This window comes from Mesorhizobium sp. LNJC391B00 (assembly GCF_000502535.1).
GTDB lineage: Bacteria > Pseudomonadota > Alphaproteobacteria > Rhizobiales > Rhizobiaceae > Mesorhizobium.
In genome coordinates this window covers 239,671-264,579 of sequence record NZ_AYWI01000005.1, presented here as the reverse complement: position 1 = coordinate 264,579, position 24,909 = coordinate 239,671, and the positions used below count along the sequence as shown (strand labels likewise).

The window sequence follows — 24,909 nt, the reverse complement described above, 5'->3', positions numbered from 1 at the left end:
CTGGGAACCGGTTTTTCGGACAAGATCATGCTCCAACAAAGAGTTGGATCAGGTTGACCATTCAACCTGATCTCAACTGCCCTTGACAGGGCAGGGGTGCACACCTCATTTCGCGTCACGATACGATCAACCGATCTGGAATCATGCTGCAGACCGCCACAAAACCACCGCTGACGATCCGGCTCTGCCAGCCGCGCGGCTTTTGCGCCGGCGTCGACCGCGCGATCCAGATTGTCGTGCTGGCGTTGAAGAAATACGGCGCGCCGGTTTATGTCCGCCACGAGATCGTTCACAACCGCTATGTCGTCGAAGGCCTGCAAAGCCTTGGCGCGGTTTTCATCGAGGAACTCTCGGAAATCCCGGCCGAGCACCGCAAGTCGCCGGTTGTCTTCTCGGCCCACGGCGTGCCGAAATCGGTGCCGGCCGACGCCAAGGCACGCGAGCTCTTCTATCTCGACGCCACCTGCCCGCTGGTGTCCAAGGTGCACAAGCAGGCGATGCGCCATCAGCGGCTCGGCCGCCATGTGCTTTTGATCGGCCATGCCGGCCATCCCGAAGTGATCGGCACCATGGGCCAGCTGACGGAAGGCGCCGTCACGCTGATCGAGACCGAAGCCGACGCTGGGACCTTTGCCCCCGCCGACCCGGAAGCGCTCGGCTTCGTAAGCCAGACAACGTTGTCGGTCGAAGACACTGCCGGCATATTGCGGGTGCTGCAGGAGCGCTTCCCGCAACTGCATGCACCGGCCGCCGAATCGATCTGCTACGCCACCACCAACCGCCAGGAAGCGGTCAAGGAAACCGCCGCCGGCGCCGATCTCTATCTGATCGTCGGTGCGCCCAATTCCTCCAATTCGCGCCGTCTTGTCGAAGTGGCGGAGCGCGCCGGCGCCACCATGTCGCTTCTCGTACAGCGCGCCGCCGAAATTCCGTGGAATGACTTCACAAACATCTCGACGCTCGGCCTGTCTGCCGGCGCGTCGGCGCCGGAGATCATCGTCGACGAGATCATCGACGCCTTCCGCCAGCGCTTCGAGGTGACCATCGACCTGGCGATCACGGCCACCGAAACGGAGGATTTTCCAGTCATGCGGGTTCTGCGCGATGTCGAACTGACGCGGGCCGACATGGCCTTCGTCAACGGAGCCGCGTGAAGAGCCCATGGCGGTCTACACCGACGTCAATGAGGGCGAACTCGGCGCGTTCCTGAGGGCATATCCTGTCGGCGAACTCTTGTCCTACAAGGGTATCGCCGAAGGCACGGAGAATTCGAATTTCCTGCTGCACACCTCAAGCGGCTCTTACATACTGACGCTCTACGAGAAGCGCGTCGACAAGGCCGACCTGCCGTTCTTCCTCGGCCTGATGGGCCATCTCGCCCGCAAAGGCATTTCCTGCCCGCTGCCGGTGACCGCGCATGACGGCACCGTCATCGGCACGCTGGCCGGCCGTCCCGCGGTCATCATCACCTTCCTCGAAGGCCTGTCGCTGCGGCGGCCGACAGCGGCGCATTGCGCCGAGGTCGGCAAGGCGCTCGCCGCCCTGCATTTGGCCGGGCAGGATTTTGCGATGACGCGTGACAACGCACTGGCCATCGAGGGCTGGCGCAAATTGTGGAACGCCTCGCGCGACCGAGCCGACGAGGTCGAGCCGGGACTGGCGGCCGAGGTCGACGCCGATTTCGCGGATTTCGAACGCCATTGGCCGCAGGGCCTTCCTGCCGGCATCATCCATGCCGATCTGTTTCCCGACAATGTCTTCTTCCTCGGCGAGAAACTGTCCGGCCTCATCGACTTCTATTTCGCCTGCCACGACCTCTACGCCTATGACGTCGCCACCTGTCTCAACGCCTGGTGTTTCGAGAAGGATTTCTCCTTCAACCTGACCAAAGGCACGGCGCTGCTGGCCGGCTATCGGAGCGTGCGGCCTTTGAGCGATGGCGAGAAAGCAGCGCTGCCGATGCTTTCGCGCGGTTCGGCGCTGCGCTTCATGCTGACCCGGCTCTATGACTGGCTGACGGTTCCAGAGGGCGGGCTGGTCATGAAGCGCGATCCGACCGAATATATCCGCCGCATGCGCTTCCACCGCGCGATCAGGTCGCCTTCGGAATACGGACTGACATGACCAAGCAGGTTGAAATCTTCACCGACGGCGCCTGCTCGGGCAATCCCGGTCCCGGCGGCTGGGGCGCCATCCTGCGCTTCAACGGCAAGACCAGGGAATTGTCGGGCGGCGAGGCCGAGACGACCAATAACCGCATGGAGCTGCTGGCCGCCATCTCGGCGCTGAATGCGCTGAAGGAGCCGTGCGCCGTCGAGCTTCACACCGACAGCAAATATGTCATGGACGGTATCTCCAAATGGATCCATGGCTGGAAGAAAAACGGCTGGAAGACCGCCGACAAGAAGCCGGTCAAGAACGGTGAACTGTGGCAGGCGCTGGATGAGGCCAATCGGCGCCACAAGGTGACCTGGAACTGGGTCAAGGGCCATGCCGGCCACACCGAGAACGAACGCGCCGACGAACTCGCAAGGGAAGGTATGGCGCCGTTCAAGAGGGGCTCAGCCAAACCTGCGGCGCCGAAAGTGGCGCTGAAGCCGGCGGCATCCGAGAAGCAGCCGGCGCCACGGGCACGGCGCTCGACCCAAAGCTATTGAGCTCAAGCTATCGGCAGGGGATCTCACTCATGCCGATCGTATACTACATCACCCATCCCCAGGTTCAGATCGATGCCAACGTTCCCGTGCCGCACTGGGGGCTGTCCGAGATCGGACGGGCTCGAGCATCAGCCATGCTCGAGCAGCCATGGGTCGGGTCGATCCGGCGGGTCGTCTCGTCGGCCGAACGCAAGGCGATCGAAACCGCCGAGATTCTTGGCAAACACCTCGGCCTCGCGGTCGAGGTGCGGGAGCGCATGCATGAGAACGATCGGTCGGCAACCGGCTTCCTGCCGCCGCCGGAGTTCGAGGCGGTCGCCGACCAGTTCTTCGCCAACCCGCACAAAAGCATCCGCGGCTGGGAGCGGGCCATCGATGCCCAGCAACGCATTGTCAGCGAGGTCGAAACGGTGCTGAGTGCTGCCGATGGCGGCGACATTGCCTTCGTCGGCCATGGCGGCGTCGAACATTGCTGCTGCTCTCGCTCAGCGGCCGCGCAATCAGCCGCGCCGCTGACCAGCCGGCCGGCGGTGGTAATTACTTCGCCTATGATGTCGGGACGCGCCGCGTCGTCCACGGCTGGCGGCCGATAGACAGTCTGGCGCCGCGCTAAAGCGGATGTCAGGAGATCATCGACACCGTAGCGGCGATGAAGCCGCGCGCGACCAGCGGATAGAACCTGTCCTCAGCGGATCAGCAGGGCCGTGCCGTAGAGGCCGAGCGCGAACACCGTGTGCGAGATCACGTTGAAGGCGCGGATCTGCATCGCGTTGGGGCGCTTTGACGCAGCCCAGCCGGCGCCCATGCCGGGCGCCAGCAGGAACCAGCCGGCGCCGATGGTGACCATGCCGAGGATGAAGGCCGGCAGGAAGGTCGGCGTGTCCAGCCATGCCGTGCCCACCAGCGCCACCAGGATGAAGCCGTAGACGATGCCGGTGACATAGTGGAAAGCCCAGCCCAGCGCCTGCTCATGCGCATAGGGTGCGGCTTGGGCGATATCGTCGTGGAAAACCTTGCCTTCCCTAAGGTGCCAGACCCAGCGGCCGGGCGGCCCCCAGTTCGGCCGCGGCTGGCTGAGCGCCAGATGCAGGAACAGCGCCCAAAGATCCATCAGCACCGTGGCGCCGATGCCGATCGCAATGCTGCGCCAGATGATGTCAAACATCGTCGATNCATCGTCGATGTCCCCCAAAGCAGGCAATCCGGCTGGAAGCGCGTGGTCGTCAGGCCATGGCGCTCATGAGCCGAGGCGGCCGCCGCGGTTTAGAGCTGGCTCAGAATGTGAGCGGCACCCGATGTGTCGACTCCTGGCTTGGTTTCGACATTGAGCGCCGTGACCTTGCCGTTGTCGACGATCATCGAGAAGCGCTTCGAGCGCAATCCCATGCCGCCGCTGGAATAGTCGGAGTCGAGGCCGATCGACCTGGCGAAGTCGCCATTGCCGTCGGCGAGATAGAGGATCTTGCCTTGACCGCCGGTGAAATTCGCCCAGGCGCCCATGACATGGACATCGTTGACGGACACGACGGCGATGGTGTCGACGCCGCGGGCCAGGATGGCATCGTGGTTCTCGAGATAGCCCGGCAGATGATTGTTGCTGCAGGTCGGCGTGAAGGCGCCTGGAACGCCGAACAGCACGACCTTCTTGCCCGCGAAAATCTCGGCCGAGGTGATCACCTTGGCGCCGTCGGCGGTCATTTCCTTGAAGGTCGCATCGGGCAGTTTGTCGCCAACGGCAATCGTCATGATGGTCCTCGTGTGAAAAGCAGGGAAGGTTTCTTGCGATAGCGAAATCGGGCATCTCCCGCAACCGCCGACAAGGCCTGGATCAAGGGAAAGCCTGGATCGGGTTCCGTATCAGGGGAACGGCAGAACGCCCTCGACCGCGCCTTCGGCACTTGTCAGGGTGTAATACAACCCGCCATCGGTCGGTGTCGTCGACGGCCGGTCGAGGATCGGAATGGTAAATACCAGCCGGCCGTCCTTTTCGCTGCGTGCAGGCGCCCCGAACATATAGTCGCGTCCCCCGGCGACGAAGAAATCCGCCGCCTCCGGATCTCCGGGAAAAGTCGCCTCGACGATCAGCGTCTCATGGTCGCCCGGCAGCACCTTGATCCCGAAATCGGGCTTGGCAGGCGCGGGCAAGGTGGCGAGTGCAGCCTTCACCAGCGCCGCATCCTCGGCATTGTCGGGATCGGCGGCGGGATCGACGCTCAGCCGCGTCTGCACCGGAATACAGATCGTCTCGCAAATGCCAAGAAAGATGTCGGCATCGATGACGGCCGCATCCCCAGGCGACGACAAAGTGAACGTCACCGGCAGCGAGACCGGATGGTTGTAGCCGGCCCATTTGCCGTAGCCGTCGTCATGGCGCTGCGGCGGCGGGAAGGAAAACGCCGCATCGGTGATGTTGGTGCTGGCCGAAACGTCGATCTGCGGCGGCACGCCGGCGTCGCCCGGATCACGCCAATAGGTCTTCCAGCCGGGCTTGAGCGCGATGTCGAGCACGCCATGGATGCGACCGGCCTCGTCGGCCTTGCCTGATGTCACCAGCCGCACCTTACCGCCTTCGCTGTTGTACCAGTCGGAAGACGAGGCGGCGGCGGGAATAGCTGCTCCGCATCCGATGGCGGCGCCGAGCAGCAGGATTTTCAAGCTTTGCATGGCGTTGATTTGATCGTCAGTTCACGGCCGCGCAATGTTTTCATGGCGCTCTGCGTATCATATTTGCGTGACCTTCGGGCAAGGAACAGTTGGCTTCAAGCAATCGGCCGAGTGAAGTTCGCAGTCAAGATTCCGTTGTTTCAACCGTTGGGCTTTGGCCGAATCGCACGCGGCGCATCTTTTCCGCGTCCCGGAAACGCGTTACGCTCCAGTGCATGGACTTGTTGCGCCACAAAAAGACAGCCGGTGGACGCGGCTTTCTTGACGACCAGTTCCTGATTGCCATGCCCGGCATGAAGGACGATCGCTTCACGCGCTCGGTCATCTACATCTGCGCGCACAGCGATGAAGGCGCCATGGGCCTGATCATCAACCAGACGCAACAGATGCTGTTTCCCGATCTTCTGGTGCAGCTCGGCATCATGAACGAGCAGGAGGCGATCAGGCTGCCGGCGCAGGCTCGCGACTTCGTCGTGCGCAATGGCGGCCCCGTCGACCGTAGCCGCGGCTTCGTCCTGCACTCGGGCGACTACCGGGTGGAATCCTCGCTCACCGTCTCCGACGATATCTGCCTGACCGCGACGGTCGACATATTGCGCGCCATCTCGTCCGGCCGCGGCCCGCGGCGCGCGTTGATGGCGCTCGGCTATTCCGGCTGGGGCGCCGGCCATCTGGAAACCGAGATCGCCGAGAATGGCTGGCTGACCTGTCCGGCCACGCCGGAGCTTCTGTTCGACGCCGACATCGAGCGCAAATACGACCGCATCCTGGCATCGATCGGGATTGATCTGGCGCATTTGAGCCTGGCCGCGGGGCACGCCTGAGGCCTCGCCTCGCCGACGTTCCGCCGAACCTTCGCGACTAGCCGAAGCCGCCCGCCACTTTCGTCATCCTAGGGTCTGCGCTGCGTCGCTGCGCTCCTTGCTTCGCCCTAGGATGACGAAGGCGCGGTCGCTTCAGCTAATTTTCGGGGTTCATTCCAATGTAACCACGCGCCTGCACGACGCATGCCTCACCCATCACGCCTGCGTCATCGGGTACTGCTCTTTCAACGCCTTCAGCACCTGGTCGCCTGGCATCGGCGCGCCGAACATGAAGCTTTGCACATATTCGCAGCCCATCTGGCGCAATTCCAGCGCATCGCTTTCGTCGGAAATGCCCTCGGCCACCACCGACAGGCCGAGTTCATGCGCCATGTTGACCATGGATTTGAGCAGCACCGCCCGCTTCGGCGTCGCGTCGTCGACGAAGCTCTTGTCGATCTTGATGGTGTCGAAGGGGAAGCGGGTCAGATAGGCGAGCGAGGAATAGCCGGTGCCGAAATCGTCCAGCGACAGGCCGATGCCGAGCTGTTTGAGCTTGGTCAGCACATGCGAGGTTTGCTCTGGATTGTCCATGACCAGCGATTCGGTAAGTTCGAGCCGGAAGCAGCGCGGCTTCAGATTGGCGCGCGCGATGACCGAGCGGACATCGCTGACCAGGTCGCGGCGGATCAGCTGGCGGCTGGACAGATTGACCGACACCGACAGCGGCGTGTCGCCGATCTGCTTTTGCCAGCCGGCGAGGTCCTCGGCCGCCTGCTGCATGGCAAACAGCCCAAGCTGCACGATCAGGCCGCAGCTTTCGGCGACCGGAATGAAATCGCCCGGCGGGATCATGCCGCGGCGCGGATGGTCCCAACGCAGCAGCGCTTCGAAGCCGGCAATGCTGCCATCCTCCAGCCGCACGATCGGCTGGTAGGCAAGGGTGAATTCGCGCCGCTCGATGGCGCGGCGCAGATCGGATTCGAATTGCAGCCGGTCGGTGCCGACGGTGCGGAAGGCCGGCCGGAACGGTTCGATCCTGTCGCCGCCGAAGCGCTTGGCCTGGTGCATGGCAAGCTCGGCGTCCTTGACCATGTCTTCTGCCGAAGTCTGCGCCGAGGTCCAGGTGATCAGGCCGATCGAGGCAGTCAGCACGATCTCGCGCTTGGCGAAGGTGATCGGGTTGTTGATGGCGTGCTTGATGGCGTCTGCCACCGCCGCGATGCGGGAGGGTTCCTGTTCGGAGAGCAGCATCAGGGCGAACTGGTCACCGGCAAAGCGCGACAGCGAATCCTTCGGTTTCAACAGCCGGTGCAAGCGGCGCGCAATGGTGAGCAGGATGGTGTCGCCGGCCGAGATGCCAAGCCCGTCATTGACCTGCTTGAAACGGTCGATGTCGATGACGAAGACGGTGGGGCGCACCTTCTCTTCGGTGCGCGCGATCGAGATGATGGCTTCCAGCCGGTTCATCAGAAGTTCGCGGTTGGGCAGGCCGGTCAGATTGTCGTGAACGGCATCGTGCAGCAGCCTTTCCTCGGACTTTTTCTGCTCGGTGACGTCGACCATGGTGCCGACGCAGCGAATCACTTCGCCATCCGAGCCGATCACCGGCCGCGCCCGAAGCAAGAACCAGTGGTAGTGCCCGTCGGCGCCGCGCAGGCGGAAATTCTGCGAGACCCGGCCGCGCCGATGTTCGAGCACCACGTCGAGCGTGGTGCGGAACGTGTCGCGGTCGTCGGCATGCAGCACCGGCAGCCAGTTGCGGGCCGCACCCCCCAGGCTGTTGGGCGCCAGGCCAAGCTGGATGCTGACGTCGGGCTTGGTGACGACGCGGTCGCGCAGCACGTCCCAGTCCCACACCGTGTCGCCGGAGCCGGCGACGGCCAGCGCCTGGCGCTCAAGATCGGAGAACAGGCCCTGATGCAGCGCGCCGCCGGCAAAGGCATGCTGCATGACGGTGAAGCCGATCAAAAGGATGATCAGGATCAGCCCGCCGCCCAATGCCGGCTGGGCGATGTCGTTGTCGAGCATGCCGGTGATCGCCATCCACGACCCGCACAGCCATAGCAGCACCATCACCCAACTGGGCACCAGCATGATCGCACGGTCGTAACCACGAAGACCGAGCAGGATGATGAGGCCGAGCCCGGTCAGCGCGGTGGCGGCAAAGGACAGCCGGGCAATACCGGCGGCGACGGCCGGATCGATGATGGCCACACCCGCAATCAGCACCAGACCGAGGATCCAGACCAGCGCGCCATAGCTGAAATGGCCGTGCCACCGGTTGAGGTTGAGATAGGCGAACAGGAACACCACGAAGGTCGCCGCAAGCGCCACCTCCGTTCCCGCCCGCCACATCTGCTCGTTCCCGGGCGATATCTCTATGATCTTGTTTAGAAAGCCGAAATCGACGCAGATATAGGCAAGTACCGCCCACGCAAGTGCGGCTGTCGCCGGAAACATCGAGGTTCCCTTGACGACGAAAAGGATGGTCAGGAAGAGCGCCAGCAGCCCGGCGATGCCGATGACGATGCCGCGGAACAGCGTATAGGAATTGACCGAGTCCTTGTAGGCTTCCGGCTCCCATAGATAGACCTGCGGCAGCTTCGGCGAGGCGAGTTCGGCGATGAAAGTGATCACCGTTCCCGGGTTCAGCGTCACCCGGAACACGTCGGCGTCGGAGCTTGACTGGCGGTCGAGCGCGAAGCCCTCGCTGGGGGTGATCGCGGCGATGCGGGTGGCGCCGAGATCGGGCCAGAAGATGCCGGAATTCACCAGCCGGAAATGCGGCGCCACGATCAGCCGGTCGAGCTGCTGGTCGGTGGTGTTGGCGAGCGCGAACACCGCCCAGTCGCCGCTCGAGCGCGCGTCATTGGCCTCGACCTCGATGCGCCGGACGATGCCGTCGGGACCGGGCGCGGTCGACACCTGGAAGTTTTCGCCCTGATTGACGTAGATCTGGACGGCGCGCGACAGGTCGAGCGCGACATCGTCGCGGGCAATCTTGATCGGTTCGACGGCGAAGGCCGGGAGCGCCGCGCAAAGCGTGACGACAACCGCCAGAACAAAGGCCAACAGCGACCCGTTTCGCAGGAAATTCGTCAAAAATCAGTCCTTCGTTCCAGCGCCCGGCGGATCGTCCGCGATCCGGGCGTAGAGGTAGTGGTCCTGCCAGATGCCGTTGATCCTGAGGTAGGATCGCAGAAGTCCTTCGCGCCGGAATCCGGCTTTTTCAAGCACGCGGATCGACCGGACATTGTCGGGAATACAGGCAGCTTCGATCCGGTGCAACCTCAGCGTATCGAAGGCGAAGCGGCAGACCACCTTGACCGCGTCGGTCATCAGGCCGCGGCCGCCGAACCGCTCCCCGATCCAGTAGCCGACATGGCCGCTTTGCGAGACGCCGTGGCGGATATTGCCGAGCGTAATGCCGCCTGCAAGCTTGCCGCTCGCCTTCTCGAAGATGAAGAAGGCGATGGCGGTTCCCTGCGCATAGTCTTCGCGGTAGCGGCCGATGCGCAGCCGCCAGGCGGTGCGGTCGAGTTCATCGGGCGTCCAGCGCGGCTCCCACGGTTCGAGGAAGGCACGGCTTTCGCCGCGCACCGCCGACCATTCGCGATAGTCGTTGGTGTAGGGCACGCGCAGCATGACCCGGTCGCCTTTCAGTGCCGGCAGGTCACGGCGAAAGAAAGGGAGCGCGAACACCGGCGCTTGAAGGCTTAGACGGCGAGCTTGCGGGCCGTGGTGTGCGTGCCCGCAAGCGAATCGAGAATCGCCTCATAGGGCGCGAGCGTACCCACCGGTCCAACCGCAGTCAGCGTCGGCTTGGTCGAAAACAGCCGGGACGAAAGGTCGGTCAGCCGCTCGACGGTCAGCGCCGACAGCCGTTCCATCAACTCCTCCTTGGCGATAGGCCGGCCGAACAGAAGCAGCTGCCTGGCGATCTGCGAGGCGCGGCTGGCCGGGCTTTCAGCCGACATGATCAGGCCGGCGCGGTATTGCGCGCGGGCGCGGTCGAGCTCTTCCTGAAGGATATTCTCGCCGGCCTTCTGCAGCTCGTCGATAATGACCGGCACCAGTTCGGCAATGTCGCTCTGCCCGGTCGCGGCATGAACGCCGAAGATGCCGGTATCGGAAAAACCCCAGTGGAAGGCATAGACCGAATAGCACAGGCCACGCTTTTCGCGGACCTCCTGGAACAGCCGGGACGACATGCCGCCGCCGAGGATCATCGACAGCACCTGCGAAGCGTAGAAATCGCGCACATGATAGGCTCGGCCTTCGAAGCCGAGCACGATCTGCGCGTCCATCAGGTCGCGATCCTCGCGGAAATCGCCGCCGACATACTGCGCATATTGCGGCATCGTGCTGTCGGACTTGCTGCGGAAACCGCCGAGCTGCTTTTCGACCTCGCGCACGAAATTGTCGTGCTTAATGTCGCCTGCCGCCACGATCACCATCTTCTCGGCGCCATACTGGCGCTCTATGAAATCATGCAGCTGTTTGGAGGTGAAGGATTTGACGGTTTCCGGCGTGCCGAGGATCGAGCGGCCGATCGTCTGGTGGCGGAAGGCGGTCTCGGTGAAACGGTCGAAGACGATGTCGTCGGGCGTGTCGTGCGCGGCGCCGATCTCCTGCAGGATCACATGCTGCTCGCGCTCCAGTTCCTCTGGGTCGAATTCGGACTCCTGCAGGATATCGGCAAGGATATCCACCGCCAGCGGCACATCGTCGGACAGCACCCTGGCGTAATAGGACGTCGTCTCGACTGATGTGGCGGCATTGATCTCGCCGCCGACATCCTCGATTTCCGAGGCGATCTCGAAGGCCGTCCGCCTTTTCGTACCCTTGAAGGCCATATGCTCGAGCAGATGGGCCATTCCGTGCTCGTCGTCACGCTCATTGCGGGCGCCGGACTTGACCCAGGCGCCAAGGGCAACGGATTCGAGGCTTGGAAGGGTTTCGGTGGCGACTGTCAGGCCGTTCGACAGACGGCTTACCTCAACACCCATATGGCAAGTACTCCCTAACGCGCTGCCCTTGAGTGGCGGCTCACGTAATCTTCCACCATTTTCAGGTCGGATGGAAGTACCGTGTACTTTTCGTCGGCTGACATCAAGGACCCCAGCCATGCGGGCAGGGCCGGCGACACGCCGCAGGCGGCTTCGACCGCGGCCGGGAACTTGGCCGGGTGCGCCGTGCCCAGCACCACCATCGGCACTGCACCGTCAGCCTTGCCGGCGGCGACATGCACGGCCGCGGCCGTGTGCGGATCGAGCAGATAATTGCTGGATTCGAGCGTTGAACGGATGGTGGCGGCAACCTCGTCCATATCAGCGCGTCCGGCGTCGAATTCGGACCGCATCCGGTCGATTTCTGCGGTTTCGATGGTGAAGGCGCCGGATTGCTTGAGGCCGGCCATGTAACGCCGCACCGTCTCTGCGTTACGGTCGCAGGCCTCGAACAGCAGTCGCTCGAAGTTCGACGATACCTGGATGTCCATCGATGGCGACGTCGTCGCAAACACACCCTTGGTGCGGTATTCACCGGTCGCGAAAGTGCGCGCCAATATGTCGTTGTCGTTGGTGGCGACGATCAGCCGCTCGATCGGCAGGCCCATCTTCTTGGCGGCGTAACCGGCGAAAATATCGCCGAAATTGCCGGTCGGCACGGTAAAGGAGACCGGCCTGTCCGGCGCGCCGAGCGAAAGCGCCGAGGAAAAATAATAGACGATCTGGGCCATGATGCGGGCCCAGTTGATCGAATTGACGCCCGACAGCGACACGCGATCACGAAAACCATGATCGTTGAACATATCCTTCAGCAGGCCCTGGCAATCGTCGAAATTGCCTTCGATGGCCAGCGCCTGGACGTTGGTGGCCGTCGATGTCGTCATCTGCCGCTGCTGCACCGGCGAGACGCGGCCATGCGGAAACATCACGAAAATGTCAGTTCGGTCGCGGCCGGCGAAGGCATCGATGGCGGCGCCGCCGGTGTCACCCGAGGTCGCGCCGACGATGGTTGCGCGCTGGCCGCGCTCAGTCAGTACATGGTCCATCAGCCGGGCAAGCAGCTGCATGGCAACGTCCTTGAAGGCCAGCGTCGGACCGTGGAAGAGTTCAAGGATGAACGTGTTGGCGCCGGTCTGCACCAGCGGGCAGACGGCCTGGTGGCGGAAGGTGGCATAGGCTTCTCGCACCAGGCGCTCGAAGACGGGTGCGGCGATCTCGCCGCCGAGGAACGGCGTCAGCACGCGGATGGCGAGGTCCGCATAGGGCAGGCCGCGCATGGCGCGGATCTCGGCTGCCGAAAACTGCGGCCATGTCTGCGGCACATAAAGCCCGCCGTCGCGGGCCAGCCCCGCCAGCACCGCGTCGGCAAATCCAAGCACGGGTGCATCCCCGCGGGTACTCACATAGCGCATCGTCAAGGTCCATTGCTGCCGCCGGTTCATCCACGGCAATTGGTTAATTTTCCGAGCCGGCTCAGTCGCATTTTTGCCGTGGCGTTGCTATACGTCACCAACTTTGCGAGAGGGAAGTGCAGTTTCATGGCGTTTCACAAGTTCAACCGTCGCTTTGTCGCGGGTCTGGCGCTCACCGGCTTTATGCTTGCCGCCGCCGGTTGCCAATCGAGCGACAATGGCATCCTCAATCTCGGTTTCGGCAAGAAGACCGACCCGAATGCGCCAATACCGCCGCAGGATCCCAAGGTTCTCGCCAGCCAGTTGCAGGCCTACTGCCCGAAAGTGACGGTGCGCGATGGCACCGCCTACTTCAATACCTACGCCAAGGGCGCGCCGCAGCCGAGAAAGAAAAAGGCTGATGCGGCACAGGATGCCGAGGCCGCGGCCGCCGCGCAGACGGCGCCTGACGGCTCCATCGTCGATCCGAACAAGGATCCGGCCAAGATCATCTACCAGGCCTCGATCAGCGATGTGAGCCGCGATTGCAGCCGTGCCAACGGCCAGTTGACGATGAAGGTTGGCGTTGCCGGCAAGATCGTGCCGGGACCGCTGTTCGCCCCCGGCACCATCACCATGCCGATCCGCATTGCCGTCATGCACGGCCCCGACGTGCTTTATTCGCAAATTCACCCCTATCAGATCCAGGTCAGCGATCCCTCGACCGCCACCCAATTCGTGTTCACCGATCCCAACGTCGTCGTGCCCGAACCCTCCGCCCGGGATTACACTGTCTATGCCGGCTATGACGACACCGCGCCGGCGGCGGCGGACAAGAAGTCCGGCAAGAAAAAGAAGCGCGCTCCCGCGACGAACTAAGCGCCTGGGCACCGTCGCTGCTGCGACGGTGCCGGTCAACTCTTTGAAAGATCCAAACGATCCGATCGTAATCCTGCAGGCGTGCGCCTGCGGCAGGTCGCGTCTGCGCTTTAATCTCGATCCATTCCGCCAGCGCACTTGACTCATCCATATCCCGGCGGTTATACGTCAATCAATAGCTCGCAGGTTATTGATCCCGATGCCGGACGCCCACGATACTTTGTTCAGAACGCTTGCCGACCCGACCCGGCGGGCCATCTTCGAGCGCTTGTGCCGCCAAGGTGAGCAGACCGTGGGGGCGCTGACGGCGCAGTCCGGGGTCTCGCAACCGGCGGTGTCGAAGCATCTCGGCGTCCTGAAGCTGGCCGGCCTGGTGCGTGACCGCCACGCCGGACGCCAGACCCACTACAGCGCCCAGCCCGCGGCACTTGGCCCGCTGACCGACTGGACAGTTCAAATGACTGGATTCTGGGAGAGCCGCTTCGATGATCTCGAGAGCCTGCTGAAAAGGATGGACCAGTGAGCAATCCCGAGCTGCGCACCGTCGTCGTCGAACGTGAAATATCCTGGCCGGCGGAGAAGATCTGGCGCGCGTTGACGCAGCCGCATCTGATTGAGGAATGGCTCATGAAGAACGATTTCAAGCCTGTCGTCGGCCACAGCTTCAATCTTCGCGGCGACTGGGGCGGCGTGCTCGACTGCGAGGTGCTGGCCATCGAGCAAAACAGGACGCTGTCCTACAGCTGGGATTTTGCGCATGAGGATGCCGCCTACAATCTGACGAGCGTGGTGACGTTCACGCTCACACCCACGAGCTCGGGAACCCATCTGCGCGTCGAGCAGTCGGGCTTCCATCCGAGCCAGAAGCAGGCCTATGGCGGCGCCAGGGCCGGGTGGCAGCAATTCCTCACCAAGCTGGAGCAGGTCCTGGCGAAGCCGGATTGAAGCCTGCCGGTACCATGCCCTGATCGCGGGGCACCGAATGCAAAAAGGAGTAAATCGATGAAGATCAAGCTGACCAGCGTCTATGTGGACAACCAGGACAACGCACTGCGCTTCTACACCGACGTGCTGGGCTTTGCCGTGAAGGCCGACTTCAGCAATGGGCCTTTTCGTTGGCTGACCGTCATCTCACCCGATGAGCCCGAGGGAGCCGAGCTACAGCTGGCGCTCAACGACAACCCGGCCGCCAAGGCCTACCAGCAGGCCATCTTCAAGCAGGGGCAGCCCGCGCTCATGCTGTTCACCGACGACGTCAAGGGTGATTACGAGCGCATCAAGGGACGCGGCGGTGCGTTCGCCATGGCGCCGACAGAAGTGACCGGCTCGACTATCGCCCAGCTCAACGACAGCTGCGGCAATCTCATCCAGATCACCCAACTGGCGCGTTGGTAGGCGCTGGTTTCAAGAGGAAGTTGCAATGAACTTGAGCAAATGGATACGTCAAACCCATCGTTGGCTGTCGATCATCTTCACGCTGACCGTGGCAGCCAATTTCATCACCATGGCGTTCGGGCAACCTCCGGCCTGGGTGGTCTATTCGCCGCTGCTGCCGCTATTCCTGCTGCTGTTCAGCGGCCTCTACATGTTCGTGCTGCCTTACGTCGCGAGATCGCGTGGCGAGCAGGGCGCGCAAGGGTAGGACATGGCCAAGGCGCCGGGAAAATCGAAGGTCGCAAAACCGGCCCCAGACAAGCCGGAAAAGCCGGTCCTGCTTTCGGGCGGCAACCCGCAGATCCCGAAGGCCTATGGGGACGCTCCGGTGCAGGCCTATATTGCTGCCATGCCGGGCTGGAAAAGCGATGTCGGGCGCTGGATCGACGCACTTATCGTCAGCGCCGTCCCCAGCGTCTGCAAGGCGGTGAAGTGGAACTCACCGTTCTATGGCATCGAGGGCGAGGGTTGGTTCCTCAGCCTGCATTGCTTCACCAGATACGTCAAAGTCGCCTTCTTTCGCGGCACGTCGCTCGATCCTGTGCCTCCCGGCGGTTCCAGGCAAAAGGAAGTGCGCTATCTCGACATCCATGAAGGCGAAGAGATCGACGAAGCCCGCTTCGCCTCCTGGGTGAGCCAGGCCAGCCGATTGCCCGGCGAGAAGATGTGAACGGAGGCAGACCATGAAGGTCAGCATGTCGAGCAAGGACGAGGGAGGCGCCTCTGCCTCCGAGCGGATAGATGCCCGAATCCGGGAGCTGGACGATTGGCGGGGCAAGACGTTGGCCAGCCTGCGCAAGACCATCCTCGACGCCGACCCGGAAATCATCGAGGAGTGGAAGTGGATGGGCAGCCCGGTATGGTCACGCGACGGCATGATCGCCGTCGGCAACGCTCACAAGGACAAGGTGAAGCTGACCTTTTCTCACGGCGCCAGCCTGCCGGATCCCGACAGGCTGTTCAACAACGGGCTCAACGGCAAGGTGTGGCGCGCCATCGATGTGGCGGAGGGCGACGAGATCGATGCGGATGCGCTGAAAGCGCTCGTCCGTGCCGCGATTGCCTACAACAGGGCAAAGAAGAAACCGGCCAAGTCGGCCAAAGCCAAGGACTGATCGGTTCAGGCGTCCGACCATTCCGACAGAGCGGCAACCACACTTTTCAGTTCGGCCCAGCGGCGGATGACGGTTTCGGCGCCGGCTTCGGTCAGCACATCGGCATGGCCGGGATAGCTGTGCGCGGCGCCGGTGAAGCCGATCACGCGCATGCCAGCGGCCCTGGCGCCGGTGACGCCGTGCACCGAATCCTCGATGACGAAGGTGTTTGCCGGATTGGCGTTGAGTTGCTGCGCCGCGATCAGGAACACATCCGGCGCGGGCTTGGTTTTCTTGCTTGGTATTTCCAGCGCTGAAAAAATCCGGCCGGCGAAGAACGGCAGCAGGCCCACTTTCTCGAGCATGAACTCGATCCGCTCCAAGCGTGAGTTCGAGCAGACGCAGCGCGGCGCGGTGACCGCGGCGACCGCCTCGCGCACGCCGTCGATGGCGCGCACGTCGCTGCGCAGTTTGCGGTCGACCAGCTCTTCGGCCCGGTCGATCATCGAGGCCTGGAACGGGATGGCGGATTTTTGCTCGACCCGCATCATGATGTCCTTGAAGGTCAGTCCGGCATAGGTTTCGGCGTATTCCTCAGCCGAGATTTCATATCCGGCCAAGGTCAGCAATTCGGCCTCGACGCGGGCTGCGATGATTTCGGAATCGACGAGCACGCCGTCGCAATCGAAGATGACAAGATCTGGCTGGGGCATGGCAATCCGAACGAGGGAGGGTGATGGAGGCCCGGCAAGGCTCAAGCGGCGCGACATACACCAACGGGCCGGGCTGCGCAAATTGACGACGTCAGGGCTGCCTGGACCGTTGCGTCCTTCACCGAATATTTACGCTGATCGGTAACCATAATGGGGAGTAAACAGTAACGCGTGCCTTGGGTGTAAAAATGTCTGCCGTGCGTCTTCTCGCCGACCTCTCCCACGCCCCCCAGCAATCCGAGTGGCTGGACACGATCCTCAAGGGCGATTGTGTCGCCGCGCTCGACCGGCTGCCGGAAAAATCCATCGACGTCATCTTCGCCGATCCGCCTTACAATCTGCAACTCGACGGCGATTTGCACCGGCCCGACCAGTCCAAGGTCGACGCCGTCGACGATGACTGGGACCAGTTCGAGAGTTTCGAGGCCTATGACGCCTTCACCCGCGCCTGGCTCCTGGCGGCACGCCGCGTGCTGAAGCCGAATGGCACCATCTGGGTCATCGGCTCCTACCACAACATCTTCCGCGTCGGCGCCAAGATGCAGGATCTCGGCTTCTGGATCCTCAACGATGTCGTCTGGCGCAAGACCAACCCAATGCCTAATTTCCGCGGTCGCCGCTTCCAGAACGCGCATGAGACCATGATCTGGGCCTCGCGCGACCAGAAGGGCAAGGGCTATACCTTCAACTACGAAGCCATGAAGGCATCGAACGACGACATCCAGATGCGCTCCGACTGGCTGTTCCCGATCTGCACTGGCGGCGAGCGGCTGAAGAACGACAATGGCGACAAGCTGCATCCGACGCAGAAGCCGGAAGCGCTGCTCGCCCGCATCATGATGGCCTCGACCAAGCCGGGCGACATCGTGCTCGACCCGTTCTTCGGATCCGGCACAACCGGCGCCGTGGCCAAGCGGCTTGGCCGCCATTTCGTCGGCATCGAGCGCGAGCAGGCCTATATCGACGCCGCCAATGAGCGCATCGATGCCGTGCGGCCGCTGGAAACCGCCGATCTCACCGTGCTCACCGGCAAGCGCGCCGAGCCGCGCGTCGCCTTTGTCAGCCTCATCGATACCGGGCTTATGCAGCCCGGCGCCACGCTTTACGATGCCAAGAAGCGCTGGTCGGCCAAGGTACGCGCCGACGGCACGGTTGCCATCGGTGACAGCGCCGGCTCGATCCACAAGATCGGCGCCGAAGTGCAGGGCCTGGACGCCTGCAATGGCTGGACCTTCTGGCACTATGAGCGCTCGGGCGGCCTGACCCCGATCGACGAACTGCGCCGCATCGCCAGGCTCGGCATGGAACGGGCAGGGGCTTGATCTCAGGGTGTAAAGTCGTAGAGCGCTACCTTCCGGCCTCTGCGCGGCTCACACCGCGATGCCATACCGCTCTAGGTCCGCCTTGAGCGTTTTTGCATCTGTGAACAGCACAGCATTCCAGCCAGCCGCCCTGGCTCCGTCGACATTCCTGGGGCTGTCGTCGATGAACAGCGTGGCGGAGGGCTCCAGGCCGAACGCGACCACGTGATGGTCGTAGATGGCGCGGTCGGGCTTGATCTCACGGATATCGGCCGACACGGTCACGCCGCGCGGGCGGCTAAGGAAATCGAAGCGCAGTCTTGCCTCGGCAAGCGTGTCGGCGGCGAAGTTCGTCAGCATGGTCACGTCGCGGCCGCTCTCGATCAGGCCGAGCATGATGGCGACGCTGTCCTCATAGGCATGCGGCACCATGTCGTTCCAATAGCGCCGGAAATTGCGAATGTTTTCAGCATGATCCGGGTAATCCGCGATCAGCAGCGCTTCCGCCTCTTCCCACGTCCGGCCACGATCCTGCTCGATGTTCCAGTCATGCGTGCAGACATTGTCGAAGAACCACTTGCGCTCTTCGGCATCGGGAATGAGGCGGCTGAACGGAATGTTCGGATCGTAGTGGAGCAAGACGCGGCCGATGTCGAACACGATATGGCGGATTTCAGTCATTTCTGGCCTTTCAAAGCGAATGCTAGTCAATCGGGCGGTGTTTTTTGGTTGCGCCCGGTATCGCTGCTTCGATGACCTTTTTCATGACGGTCGGCAGCGCTTCTCCGGAAATGTCATGGGCCAGCGACCAGAAATGCCCTTCCGGCGCATCACTTTTCACTTGAGCGTGAAAGACTTCGAGTTCGAGCGCGAAATGGGTGAAGACATGCGCGATCTCTCCGGCGCGCCGCCAGTCCGCAGCGAAGGGCGCTGCCTCCGAAGTGGTTGCGCCGTCGATCCGCGCTGTCCAACCTGTGGTCGGCACCTCGGTCATGCCGCCGAGCAGGCCCTTGTCAGGCCGCTTGCGCAGCAGGATGGCGCCGTCGCCGCGCTCGACGACGAAGGCGGCACCCCGCCTGAGTGGTTTGTCAACCTTGGGCAGGCGGACCGGAAAGCGCTCGGGGTCGCCGGACAGGATGGCGCTGCAATCCTCGCGCACCGGGCACAGCATGCAGCGCGGCCGTCTTGGTGTGCAGATCGTAGCGCCCAAGTCCATCATCGCCTGAGCGAAGTCGCCCGGCCTTGTCTGCGGAACCAGTCTTTCGACGAGCGCGCGGATTTCAGGCTTTGCCTCGCTGAGCGGCGTTGCGATCGAATAGAGCCGCGAGATGACACGTTCGACATTGCCGTCGACGACCGCCGCCGGACGGTTGAAGCCGATCGCCGCGATCGCCGCCGCCGTATAGGCGCCGATCCCCGGCAATTCCCTCAATCCCGTTTCGTTGTCGGGAAAACGGCCGCCCTGGCTCGCAACCAGATCGGCGCAGGCCTTGAGGTTGCGCGCTCGTGAATAATAGCCGAGCCCGGCCCAGGCCTTCATCACATCCTCGGCCGGCGCAGCCGCCAGCGCCTTCACATCAGGCCATTTCTCGACAAAGGCGCGAAAATAGGATTTTACCGCTTCGACCGTGGTCTGCTGCAGCATCACTTCCGAAAGCCAGATGCGATAGGGGTCCGGCCGTGCACCGCCGGCCGCGGCGTGCGGCGTGATCCGCCACGGCAGTTCGCGATGGTGCGCGTCGTACCAGGCAAGCAGACGCGCGGCGATCTCTCCCGATAGAGTTGGTCCGGATGCGGCCTTGCGGGTCTGTTCGTGCAGTGCCATTGATCGCGGGCTGGCTCTAGGCTGGTGAGGAACGTGGCTGGAGAACGTACATGGCAGGGAGAACGCCTTACGGCAATCCCGTTCCGGTGAGCGATCTCGCGACCGCGATCCTCGACCCCGTGCTGCGCAAGCGGGCCGGCATTTCGATCGGGCTGGTGCAGTCATGGGAAGAGATCGCCGGCCCCAGGCTCGCCGGCCATTCGCGCCCCGAAAAAATCCAGTGGCCGCGCCGCATGCATGAGGACGATCCGTTCGAGCCGGCGGTGCTGGTCATCGCCTGCGAGGGCATGGCCGCGCTGCACCTACAGCACGAGACCGGCGAGATCATCAACCGCGTCAATGCCTTTCTCGGCTTCAACGCGATCGGCAGGATCCGGATCGTGCAAAAGCCGGTGCTGAGGGACAAAGCCCGGCCGAAACCGACGCCGAGAGCACTGACTTCTGTCGAAAAGGCCAAATTGTCCGATACCGTCGGCAAGATCGAGGATGAAGGCTTGCGCGCCTCGCTGGAGCGTCTTGGCGCCACAATTCTTGGCCAAAGGAAGCGGCCAAGGTAATCAATCGGTAATCAGTCGGTCATGAACGCGTCATCTATCTCGCGCATTCGTGATCCTGCATGTAGAGTTTGGCGATTGGAATGGGGACGGCGATGCCTTAATTCCCGCCAACTCTCGCCTTTTCTAGCCTTTGCGTTGCAAAATCAAACCACAGTCAGGTGATTCGCATGAACCGTAGCTTGTCCCGCAGAAACCTCCTGTCTTCGCTGGCCGTCATTCCGGCAGTGGCTATGCTCGCCGCATGCAGCGATTCAGGGGAGGATGCCAAAGCAGCGGATGTGAAGCCTGCGGCTCCCGCGGTGCCTGCTTCGACGCCTGCCACTCCGGCCGCCGTCAAGGTCCCGGAGTCTTCCGGCAATGTCGACATGGCCGAACTGCTGAAGCCCGGCGCTTTGCCCGACAAGCAACTCGGCAAGGATGACGCCAAGGTCACCATCGTCGAATATGCTTCGATGACCTGCCCGCATTGTGCGCATTTCGCGGCGACCACCTTCCCTGAGTTGAAGACCAAATACATCGACACCGGCAAGGCGCGTTACATCCTGCGCGAATTCCCGTTCGATCCGAGCGCCGAGGCCGGTTTCATGCTGGCGCGCTGTTCGAAGGACAATTATTTCCCGATGGTCGACGTGCTGTTCAAGCAGCAGGCCAACTGGGTCGGCGTCAACAATACCAAGGATGCGCTGCTGCAGATCTCCAAGCTCGCCGGTTTTACACAGGAGTCCTTCGAGGCCTGCTTGACGGACCAGAAACTTCTGGACGATGTGAGATCGGTCCAGAAGCGCGGCGCCGATGAATTCAAGGTCGACTCGACGCCGACCTTCTTCATCAACGGGAAAACCTACAAAGGTGCGATGTCGATTGAGGAAATATCGGCCATCATCGACCCTCTGCTCTGACGTCCAGGCGGCGCCGGAGCGACTGCGCTTCGGCGTCAGCGCACCTTTGTGCCTTCCAGGCAGGCGCGAATGAAGTTTTCGCGCCTTCGCCTCCTCGGCTTCAAGTCCTTCGTCGAACCCGGCGAGTTCGTCATCGAACGTGGCCTGACCGGCATTGTCGGGCCGAATGGCTGCGGCAAGTCGAACCTTGTCGAGGCGATGCGCTGGGTGATGGGCGAAAGCTCATACAAGAACATGCGCGCGTCCGGCATGGACGACGTGATCTTTTCCGGCTCGGGAACGCGCCCGGCCCGCAACACCGCCGAAGTCACGCTGTTCCTCGACAATAGCGACCGGACCGCGCCCGCCGCCTTCAACGACGCCGATGAATTGCAAGTGTCGCGCCGCATCGAGCGCGAAGCCGGCTCGCTCTACCGCATCAACGGCAAGGAAGCCCGCGCCAAGGACGTGCAGCTTCTGTTCGCCGACCAGTCGACCGGCGCGCGCTCGCCTTCCATGGTCGGACAGGGCCGCATCGGCGAACTGATCCAGGCCAAGCCGCAGGCGCGCCGCGCGCTGCTCGAAGAGGCCGCCGGCATTTCCGGCCTGCACACGCGCCGTCACGAGGCCGAGCTTCGGCTGAAGGCGGCCGAACAAAATCTGGAACGGCTGGACGATGTCGTCGGCGAACTGGAGAGCCAGATCGAAAGCCTTAAGCGCCAGGCGCGCCAGGCATCGCGCTTCAAGAACCTGTCGGCCGATATCCGCAAGGCGGAAGCCACGCTCTTGCATCTGCGCTGGACTTTGGCCAAAACCCAGGAGGGCGATGCGCGTTCGGCATTGGCGGTTGCCACAGCTCTGGTCGGCGACCGCGCCGCCGCCCAGATGGCTGCCGCCCGTGAGCAAGGCATCGGCGCCCACCGGCTGCCCGATCTGCGCGATGCCGAGGCCGCCGCGGCTGCCGCCTTCCAGCGCCTGTCGATCGCCAAGGCTCAGATCGAGGAGGAGGCTGGCCGCATCCGCGCCCGCCAGGCCGAACTGGAGCGCCGGCTGCAGCAGCTCGACGGCGACATCGCCCGCGAGGAGCGCATGGTCCGCGACAATGCGGATATTCTTGAGCGCCTGCGCGAGGAAGAAGCCACGCTCAACTCCGAAAATGCCGGCGCCGCCGAGCGCGAGGCCACGACGCGGGCCGCTTTCGAGCAGGCCGGCGCAACGCTGTCGCAGAGCGAAGCCAAGCTCGCTGCGCTGACCGCCGAACGCGCCGAGGCCGCCGCCGCGCGCAATCAGATCGAACGAACGCTGCGCGAAAACGCCGAACGCCGCGATCGCTTTGCCCGCCAGCTGGCCGATGTCGACCGCGAATTGTCCGAGATTGTGTCGAAGGTTGCGGGCTTGCCCGATCCCGCCGAGAAGCGCGCTCTGGTCGAGGACGCGCTCGCCCGGTTGGAGGAGGCCGAGGCCGGCGCCATTGCTGCCGAACAGGCGGTCGCCGAGGCGCGCGCCACCGAGAGTGCCGCCCGTCCGCCGCTGCAGGATGCCAGGGCCGAACTCGCCGGCATCGAGACCGAAGCCCGCACGCTGGCCAAGATCCTCAATGCCGCCAGCGGCGATCTTTTCCCGTCGGTGCTGGAGCAACTCAGCGTCGAACGCGGCTATGAGACGGCCCTTGGTGCTGCGCTTGGCGAGGATCTCGACGTGCCGCTCGACCGCAGCGCGCCGGTGCACTGGGGCGAAAGCCAGGTTCAATCAGGCGATGCGGCCTTGCCGGAAGGCCTCAAGAGCCTCGCCAGCGTGGTGCGCGCGCCTTCGCAGCTTGCCCGACGGTTGGCGCAGATCGGCATTGTCGACACCTCTGACGGCCGCCGGCTGCAGGCTCTGCTCGCTCCCGGCCAGCGGCTGGTCAGCCGCGACGGCGCGCTGTGGCGCTGGGACGGGCTGACCGCCAGCGCCGATGCACCGACCGCGGCCGCGCAAAGGCTGGCGCAGAAGAACCGGCTGGCCGAGCTCGATGCGGAGGCGGTACAGGCGACGCAGATCGTGCGCGAGGCCGAAGCCGCCCTTGCCCAGGCCGAACAGGCACTCCGCCAGGCGAGTGAGGCCGAACGCAATGCCCGCCAGGCCGGGCGCGATGCCCAGCACGGCCTGGACGCCGCCCGCAACGCCTTGGCCGAGGCCGAAAAGGCCGGCGGCGAATTGGCAAGCCGCCGCGCCGCGCTCGACGAGGCGCGCGCGCGCATCGTCGACAGCCATGAAGAGACGGCCGCCGCCTTCGCCGAGGCCGAAATGCTGCTGCAGGACGCCCCCGATCTCGGTGACCTGCAACTTCAGCTCGAACAGACCGCCGCCAATGTCAGCCGCGATCGCGCAACCTTGGCCGACGCGCGTGCCGTCCATGAAGGCCTGCGCCGCGAAGCCGAGGCGCGCACGCGCCGGCTCGATGCCATCGGCGCCGAGCGCAGCAACTGGCTGCAGCGGGCCGAAAACGCCTCGACCCAGATCGCCTCTCTCGGCGAGCGCAGGGCCGAGGCCGAGGCCGAGCGCGAAACGCTGGCCGACGCCCCCGACGAGATCGACGCCAGGCGGCGCGCGCTGCTGTCGCAGCTGACCGAGGCAGAGACCTTGCGCAAGGCGGCCGCCGACCGCTTGCAGGAGGCCGAGAACAAGCAGGCCGAGCTGGACAAGGCCGCCACCGCGGCGATCCAGTCGCTGGCCGATTCCCGCGAAACCCGCGTCCGCGCCGAAGAGCGTTTGACCGCCGCCGATGAGCGCCGGCTCGAGGTCGAGGCGCGCATCCAGGAAACGCTGAACACGCCGCCGCATCTGGTCATTCGCCATACTGGCCTGGAAGCCGACAGCCCGATGCCCGAAATGGGCGACATCGAGCGCCAGCTCGACCGGCTGAAGGTTGAGCGCGAGCGGCTCGGCGCCGTCAATTTGCGCGCCGAGGAAGAGCAGAAGGAACTGTCGGACCGGCTGGAGGCCATCGTTTCCGAGCGCGAGGACATCATCGAGGCGATCCGCAAACTGAGGCAAGCGATCCAGAGCCTGAACCGCGAAGGCCGCGAACGGCTGCTTGCCGCTTTCGAGGTGGTCAACGGCCATTTCCAGCGGCTGTTCTCGCATCTGTTCGGTGGCGGCACGGCCGAATTGCAGCTGATCGAATCCGACGACCCGCTGGAAGCCGGGCTCGAAATCCTGGCACGTCCGCCCGGCAAGAAGCCGCAGACCATGACGCTGCTGTCCGGCGGCGAGCAGGCACTGACGGCGATGTCGCTGATCTTTGCCGTGTTCCTGACCAATCCGGCGCCGATCTGCGTGCTCGACGAAGTCGACGCGCCGCTCGACGATCACAATGTCGAGCGCTTCTGCAACCTTATGGACGAAATGGCCGCGACCACCGAGACGCGCTTCGTCATCATCACCCACAACCCGATCACCATGGCGCGCATGAACCGCCTGTTCGGCGTGACCATGGCCGAGCAGGGCGTCAGCCAACTGGTCTCGGTCGATCTGCAGGCCGCCGAGGCGATGCGCGAGGCGAGCTGACGCAGCATGCTTTGTTGATTTCGTCGGCGATGGCCTCGATCCGACTGTTGCAACAGGACCGTCGCCCTTGCGACCTGCTTGCGACGCGCATTCTGTAAGGTTTGAAGAGAAGGAATTTAAGCGCCACCTGAGAGCGAACGCCAAAGCCCACA

The 24,909-nt window shown here is 63.6% G+C and carries 25 protein-coding genes and 1 pseudogene; 16 read left to right on the top strand and 10 right to left on the bottom strand.

Translation table 11 applies throughout. The features are described from left to right. Window positions 1-143 precede the first annotated feature (143 nt). From ispH to X750_RS01000000162930, 4 genes and pseudogenes are all read left to right on the top strand, one after another. Window positions 144-1,154, top strand: a complete 1,011-nt coding sequence (gene ispH, locus X750_RS150145; RefSeq protein WP_023732092.1) for a 4-hydroxy-3-methylbut-2-enyl diphosphate reductase — start codon at window positions 144-146, stop codon at window positions 1,152-1,154. Between the two features lie 7 nt (window positions 1,155-1,161). Further along, complete coding sequence (locus X750_RS150150; RefSeq protein WP_023747543.1) at window positions 1,162-2,124, top strand: homoserine kinase; 963 nt, start codon at window positions 1,162-1,164, stop codon at window positions 2,122-2,124. Beyond that, complete coding sequence (gene rnhA / locus X750_RS150155) at window positions 2,121-2,657, top strand: ribonuclease HI (protein WP_023692070.1); 537 nt, start codon at window positions 2,121-2,123, stop codon at window positions 2,655-2,657. Before X750_RS150150 ends, rnhA begins: the two co-directional genes overlap by 4 nt. Before the next feature lie 29 nt (window positions 2,658-2,686). Then, window positions 2,687-3,270 (top strand): annotated as a pseudogene (locus X750_RS01000000162930) (histidine phosphatase family protein). Window positions 3,271-3,342: 72 nt separating this feature from the next. Here X750_RS01000000162930 and X750_RS150160 read toward each other — a convergent pair. The 3 genes from X750_RS150160 to X750_RS150170 form a co-directional block, all read right to left on the bottom strand. Then, window positions 3,343-3,822: a DUF2938 domain-containing protein gene (locus tag X750_RS150160; protein WP_023747540.1), complete on the bottom strand. Its 480-nt coding sequence runs from the start codon at window positions 3,820-3,822 to the stop codon at window positions 3,343-3,345. Window positions 3,823-3,920: 98 nt separating this feature from the next. Next, on the bottom strand, window positions 3,921-4,403 hold the full coding sequence (locus tag X750_RS150165; protein WP_023698522.1) for a peroxiredoxin: 483 nt from the start codon (window positions 4,401-4,403) through the stop codon (window positions 3,921-3,923). Between the two features lie 111 nt (window positions 4,404-4,514). Continuing rightward, complete coding sequence (locus tag X750_RS150170) at window positions 4,515-5,321, bottom strand: protein-disulfide reductase DsbD domain-containing protein (RefSeq protein WP_023687156.1); 807 nt, start codon at window positions 5,319-5,321, stop codon at window positions 4,515-4,517. Window positions 5,322-5,536: 215 nt separating this feature from the next. Here X750_RS150170 and X750_RS150175 point away from each other — a divergent pair, with 215 nt between their 5' ends. After that, on the top strand, window positions 5,537-6,145 hold the full coding sequence (locus X750_RS150175) for a YqgE/AlgH family protein (RefSeq protein WP_023747539.1): 609 nt from the start codon (window positions 5,537-5,539) through the stop codon (window positions 6,143-6,145). A gap of 195 nt (window positions 6,146-6,340) precedes the next feature. Here the strand turns inward: X750_RS150175 and X750_RS150180 are convergent, their stop codons facing one another. Genes X750_RS150180 through thrC form a run of 4 tightly spaced genes read right to left on the bottom strand, consistent with a single transcriptional unit; the run spans window position 6,341 to window position 12,548 of the window. Then, complete coding sequence (locus X750_RS150180; RefSeq protein WP_023706671.1) at window positions 6,341-9,229, bottom strand: EAL domain-containing protein; 2,889 nt, start codon at window positions 9,227-9,229, stop codon at window positions 6,341-6,343. Window positions 9,230-9,232: 3 nt separating this feature from the next. Continuing rightward, window positions 9,233-9,829, bottom strand: coding sequence for a GNAT family protein (locus X750_RS150185; protein ID WP_023668403.1), 597 nt, complete (start codon window positions 9,827-9,829; stop codon window positions 9,233-9,235). A 14-nt stretch (window positions 9,830-9,843) separates the two neighbouring features. Next, window positions 9,844-11,136, bottom strand: coding sequence for a pitrilysin family protein (locus X750_RS150190; RefSeq protein ID WP_023668402.1), 1,293 nt, complete (start codon window positions 11,134-11,136; stop codon window positions 9,844-9,846). 14 nt (window positions 11,137-11,150) lie between these two features. Continuing rightward, a complete protein-coding gene (gene thrC / locus X750_RS150195) occupies window positions 11,151-12,548 on the bottom strand; it encodes a threonine synthase (protein ID WP_023709657.1) in 1,398 nt (465 codons plus the stop codon). A 126-nt stretch (window positions 12,549-12,674) separates the two neighbouring features. Here thrC and X750_RS150200 point away from each other — a divergent pair, with 126 nt between their 5' ends. From X750_RS150200 to X750_RS0132755, 7 genes are all read left to right on the top strand, one after another. Next, window positions 12,675-13,406 (top strand): hypothetical protein, encoded by a 732-nt coding sequence (locus X750_RS150200; RefSeq protein ID WP_023668400.1) that lies wholly within the window; start codon window positions 12,675-12,677, stop codon window positions 13,404-13,406. 199 nt (window positions 13,407-13,605) lie between these two features. Beyond that, window positions 13,606-13,929: a metalloregulator ArsR/SmtB family transcription factor gene (locus X750_RS150205; protein WP_023668399.1), complete on the top strand. Its 324-nt coding sequence runs from the start codon at window positions 13,606-13,608 to the stop codon at window positions 13,927-13,929. Continuing rightward, the gene (locus X750_RS150210; protein WP_023668398.1) at window positions 13,926-14,351 is read left to right on the top strand and encodes an SRPBCC domain-containing protein; all 426 of its coding nucleotides are present in this window, start codon (window positions 13,926-13,928) and stop codon (window positions 14,349-14,351) included. The genes X750_RS150205 and X750_RS150210 overlap by 4 nt, the downstream gene beginning before the upstream one ends. Before the next feature lie 57 nt (window positions 14,352-14,408). Continuing rightward, window positions 14,409-14,801 carry a VOC family protein gene (locus X750_RS150215; RefSeq protein WP_023668397.1) on the top strand — a complete coding sequence of 131 codons (393 nt, stop codon included), beginning with the start codon at window positions 14,409-14,411 and terminating at the stop codon, window positions 14,799-14,801. Between the two features lie 25 nt (window positions 14,802-14,826). Further along, window positions 14,827-15,048, top strand: a complete 222-nt coding sequence (locus X750_RS150220; protein ID WP_023668396.1) for a hypothetical protein — start codon at window positions 14,827-14,829, stop codon at window positions 15,046-15,048. A gap of 3 nt (window positions 15,049-15,051) precedes the next feature. Then, window positions 15,052-15,510, top strand: a complete 459-nt coding sequence (locus X750_RS150225; RefSeq protein WP_023668395.1) for a DUF1801 domain-containing protein — start codon at window positions 15,052-15,054, stop codon at window positions 15,508-15,510. Between the two features lie 13 nt (window positions 15,511-15,523). Next, complete coding sequence (locus tag X750_RS0132755; RefSeq protein WP_023668394.1) at window positions 15,524-15,955, top strand: DUF1801 domain-containing protein; 432 nt, start codon at window positions 15,524-15,526, stop codon at window positions 15,953-15,955. 5 nt (window positions 15,956-15,960) lie between these two features. Here the strand turns inward: X750_RS0132755 and X750_RS150230 are convergent, their stop codons facing one another. Then, window positions 15,961-16,647, bottom strand: coding sequence for an HAD family hydrolase (locus X750_RS150230; RefSeq protein ID WP_023706677.1), 687 nt, complete (start codon window positions 16,645-16,647; stop codon window positions 15,961-15,963). A gap of 188 nt (window positions 16,648-16,835) precedes the next feature. Here X750_RS150230 and X750_RS150235 point away from each other — a divergent pair, with 188 nt between their 5' ends. Continuing rightward, the gene (locus tag X750_RS150235; RefSeq protein WP_023668392.1) at window positions 16,836-17,969 is read left to right on the top strand and encodes a site-specific DNA-methyltransferase; all 1,134 of its coding nucleotides are present in this window, start codon (window positions 16,836-16,838) and stop codon (window positions 17,967-17,969) included. Window positions 17,970-18,017: 48 nt separating this feature from the next. Here the strand turns inward: X750_RS150235 and X750_RS150240 are convergent, their stop codons facing one another. Together X750_RS150240 and mutY are read right to left on the bottom strand one after the other, a co-directional pair. Continuing rightward, window positions 18,018-18,629 carry an HAD family phosphatase gene (locus X750_RS150240; RefSeq protein WP_023706678.1) on the bottom strand — a complete coding sequence of 204 codons (612 nt, stop codon included), beginning with the start codon at window positions 18,627-18,629 and terminating at the stop codon, window positions 18,018-18,020. A gap of 22 nt (window positions 18,630-18,651) precedes the next feature. Further along, window positions 18,652-19,773: an A/G-specific adenine glycosylase gene (gene mutY / locus X750_RS150245; RefSeq protein WP_023747538.1), complete on the bottom strand. Its 1,122-nt coding sequence runs from the start codon at window positions 19,771-19,773 to the stop codon at window positions 18,652-18,654. Window positions 19,774-19,823: 50 nt separating this feature from the next. On the opposite strand from mutY, the gene X750_RS150250 reads away from it, so the two are divergent. The 3 genes from X750_RS150250 (at window position 19,824) to smc (ending at window position 24,757) form a co-directional block, all read left to right on the top strand. Beyond that, complete coding sequence (locus tag X750_RS150250) at window positions 19,824-20,330, top strand: DUF721 domain-containing protein (protein WP_023687168.1); 507 nt, start codon at window positions 19,824-19,826, stop codon at window positions 20,328-20,330. 167 nt (window positions 20,331-20,497) lie between these two features. Further along, window positions 20,498-21,229, top strand: a complete 732-nt coding sequence (locus X750_RS150255; RefSeq protein ID WP_023687169.1) for a DsbA family protein — start codon at window positions 20,498-20,500, stop codon at window positions 21,227-21,229. A gap of 69 nt (window positions 21,230-21,298) precedes the next feature. Beyond that, on the top strand, window positions 21,299-24,757 hold the full coding sequence (gene smc / locus X750_RS150260) for a chromosome segregation protein SMC (protein ID WP_023747537.1): 3,459 nt from the start codon (window positions 21,299-21,301) through the stop codon (window positions 24,755-24,757). The last annotated feature ends 152 nt before the right edge of the window (window positions 24,758-24,909 follow it).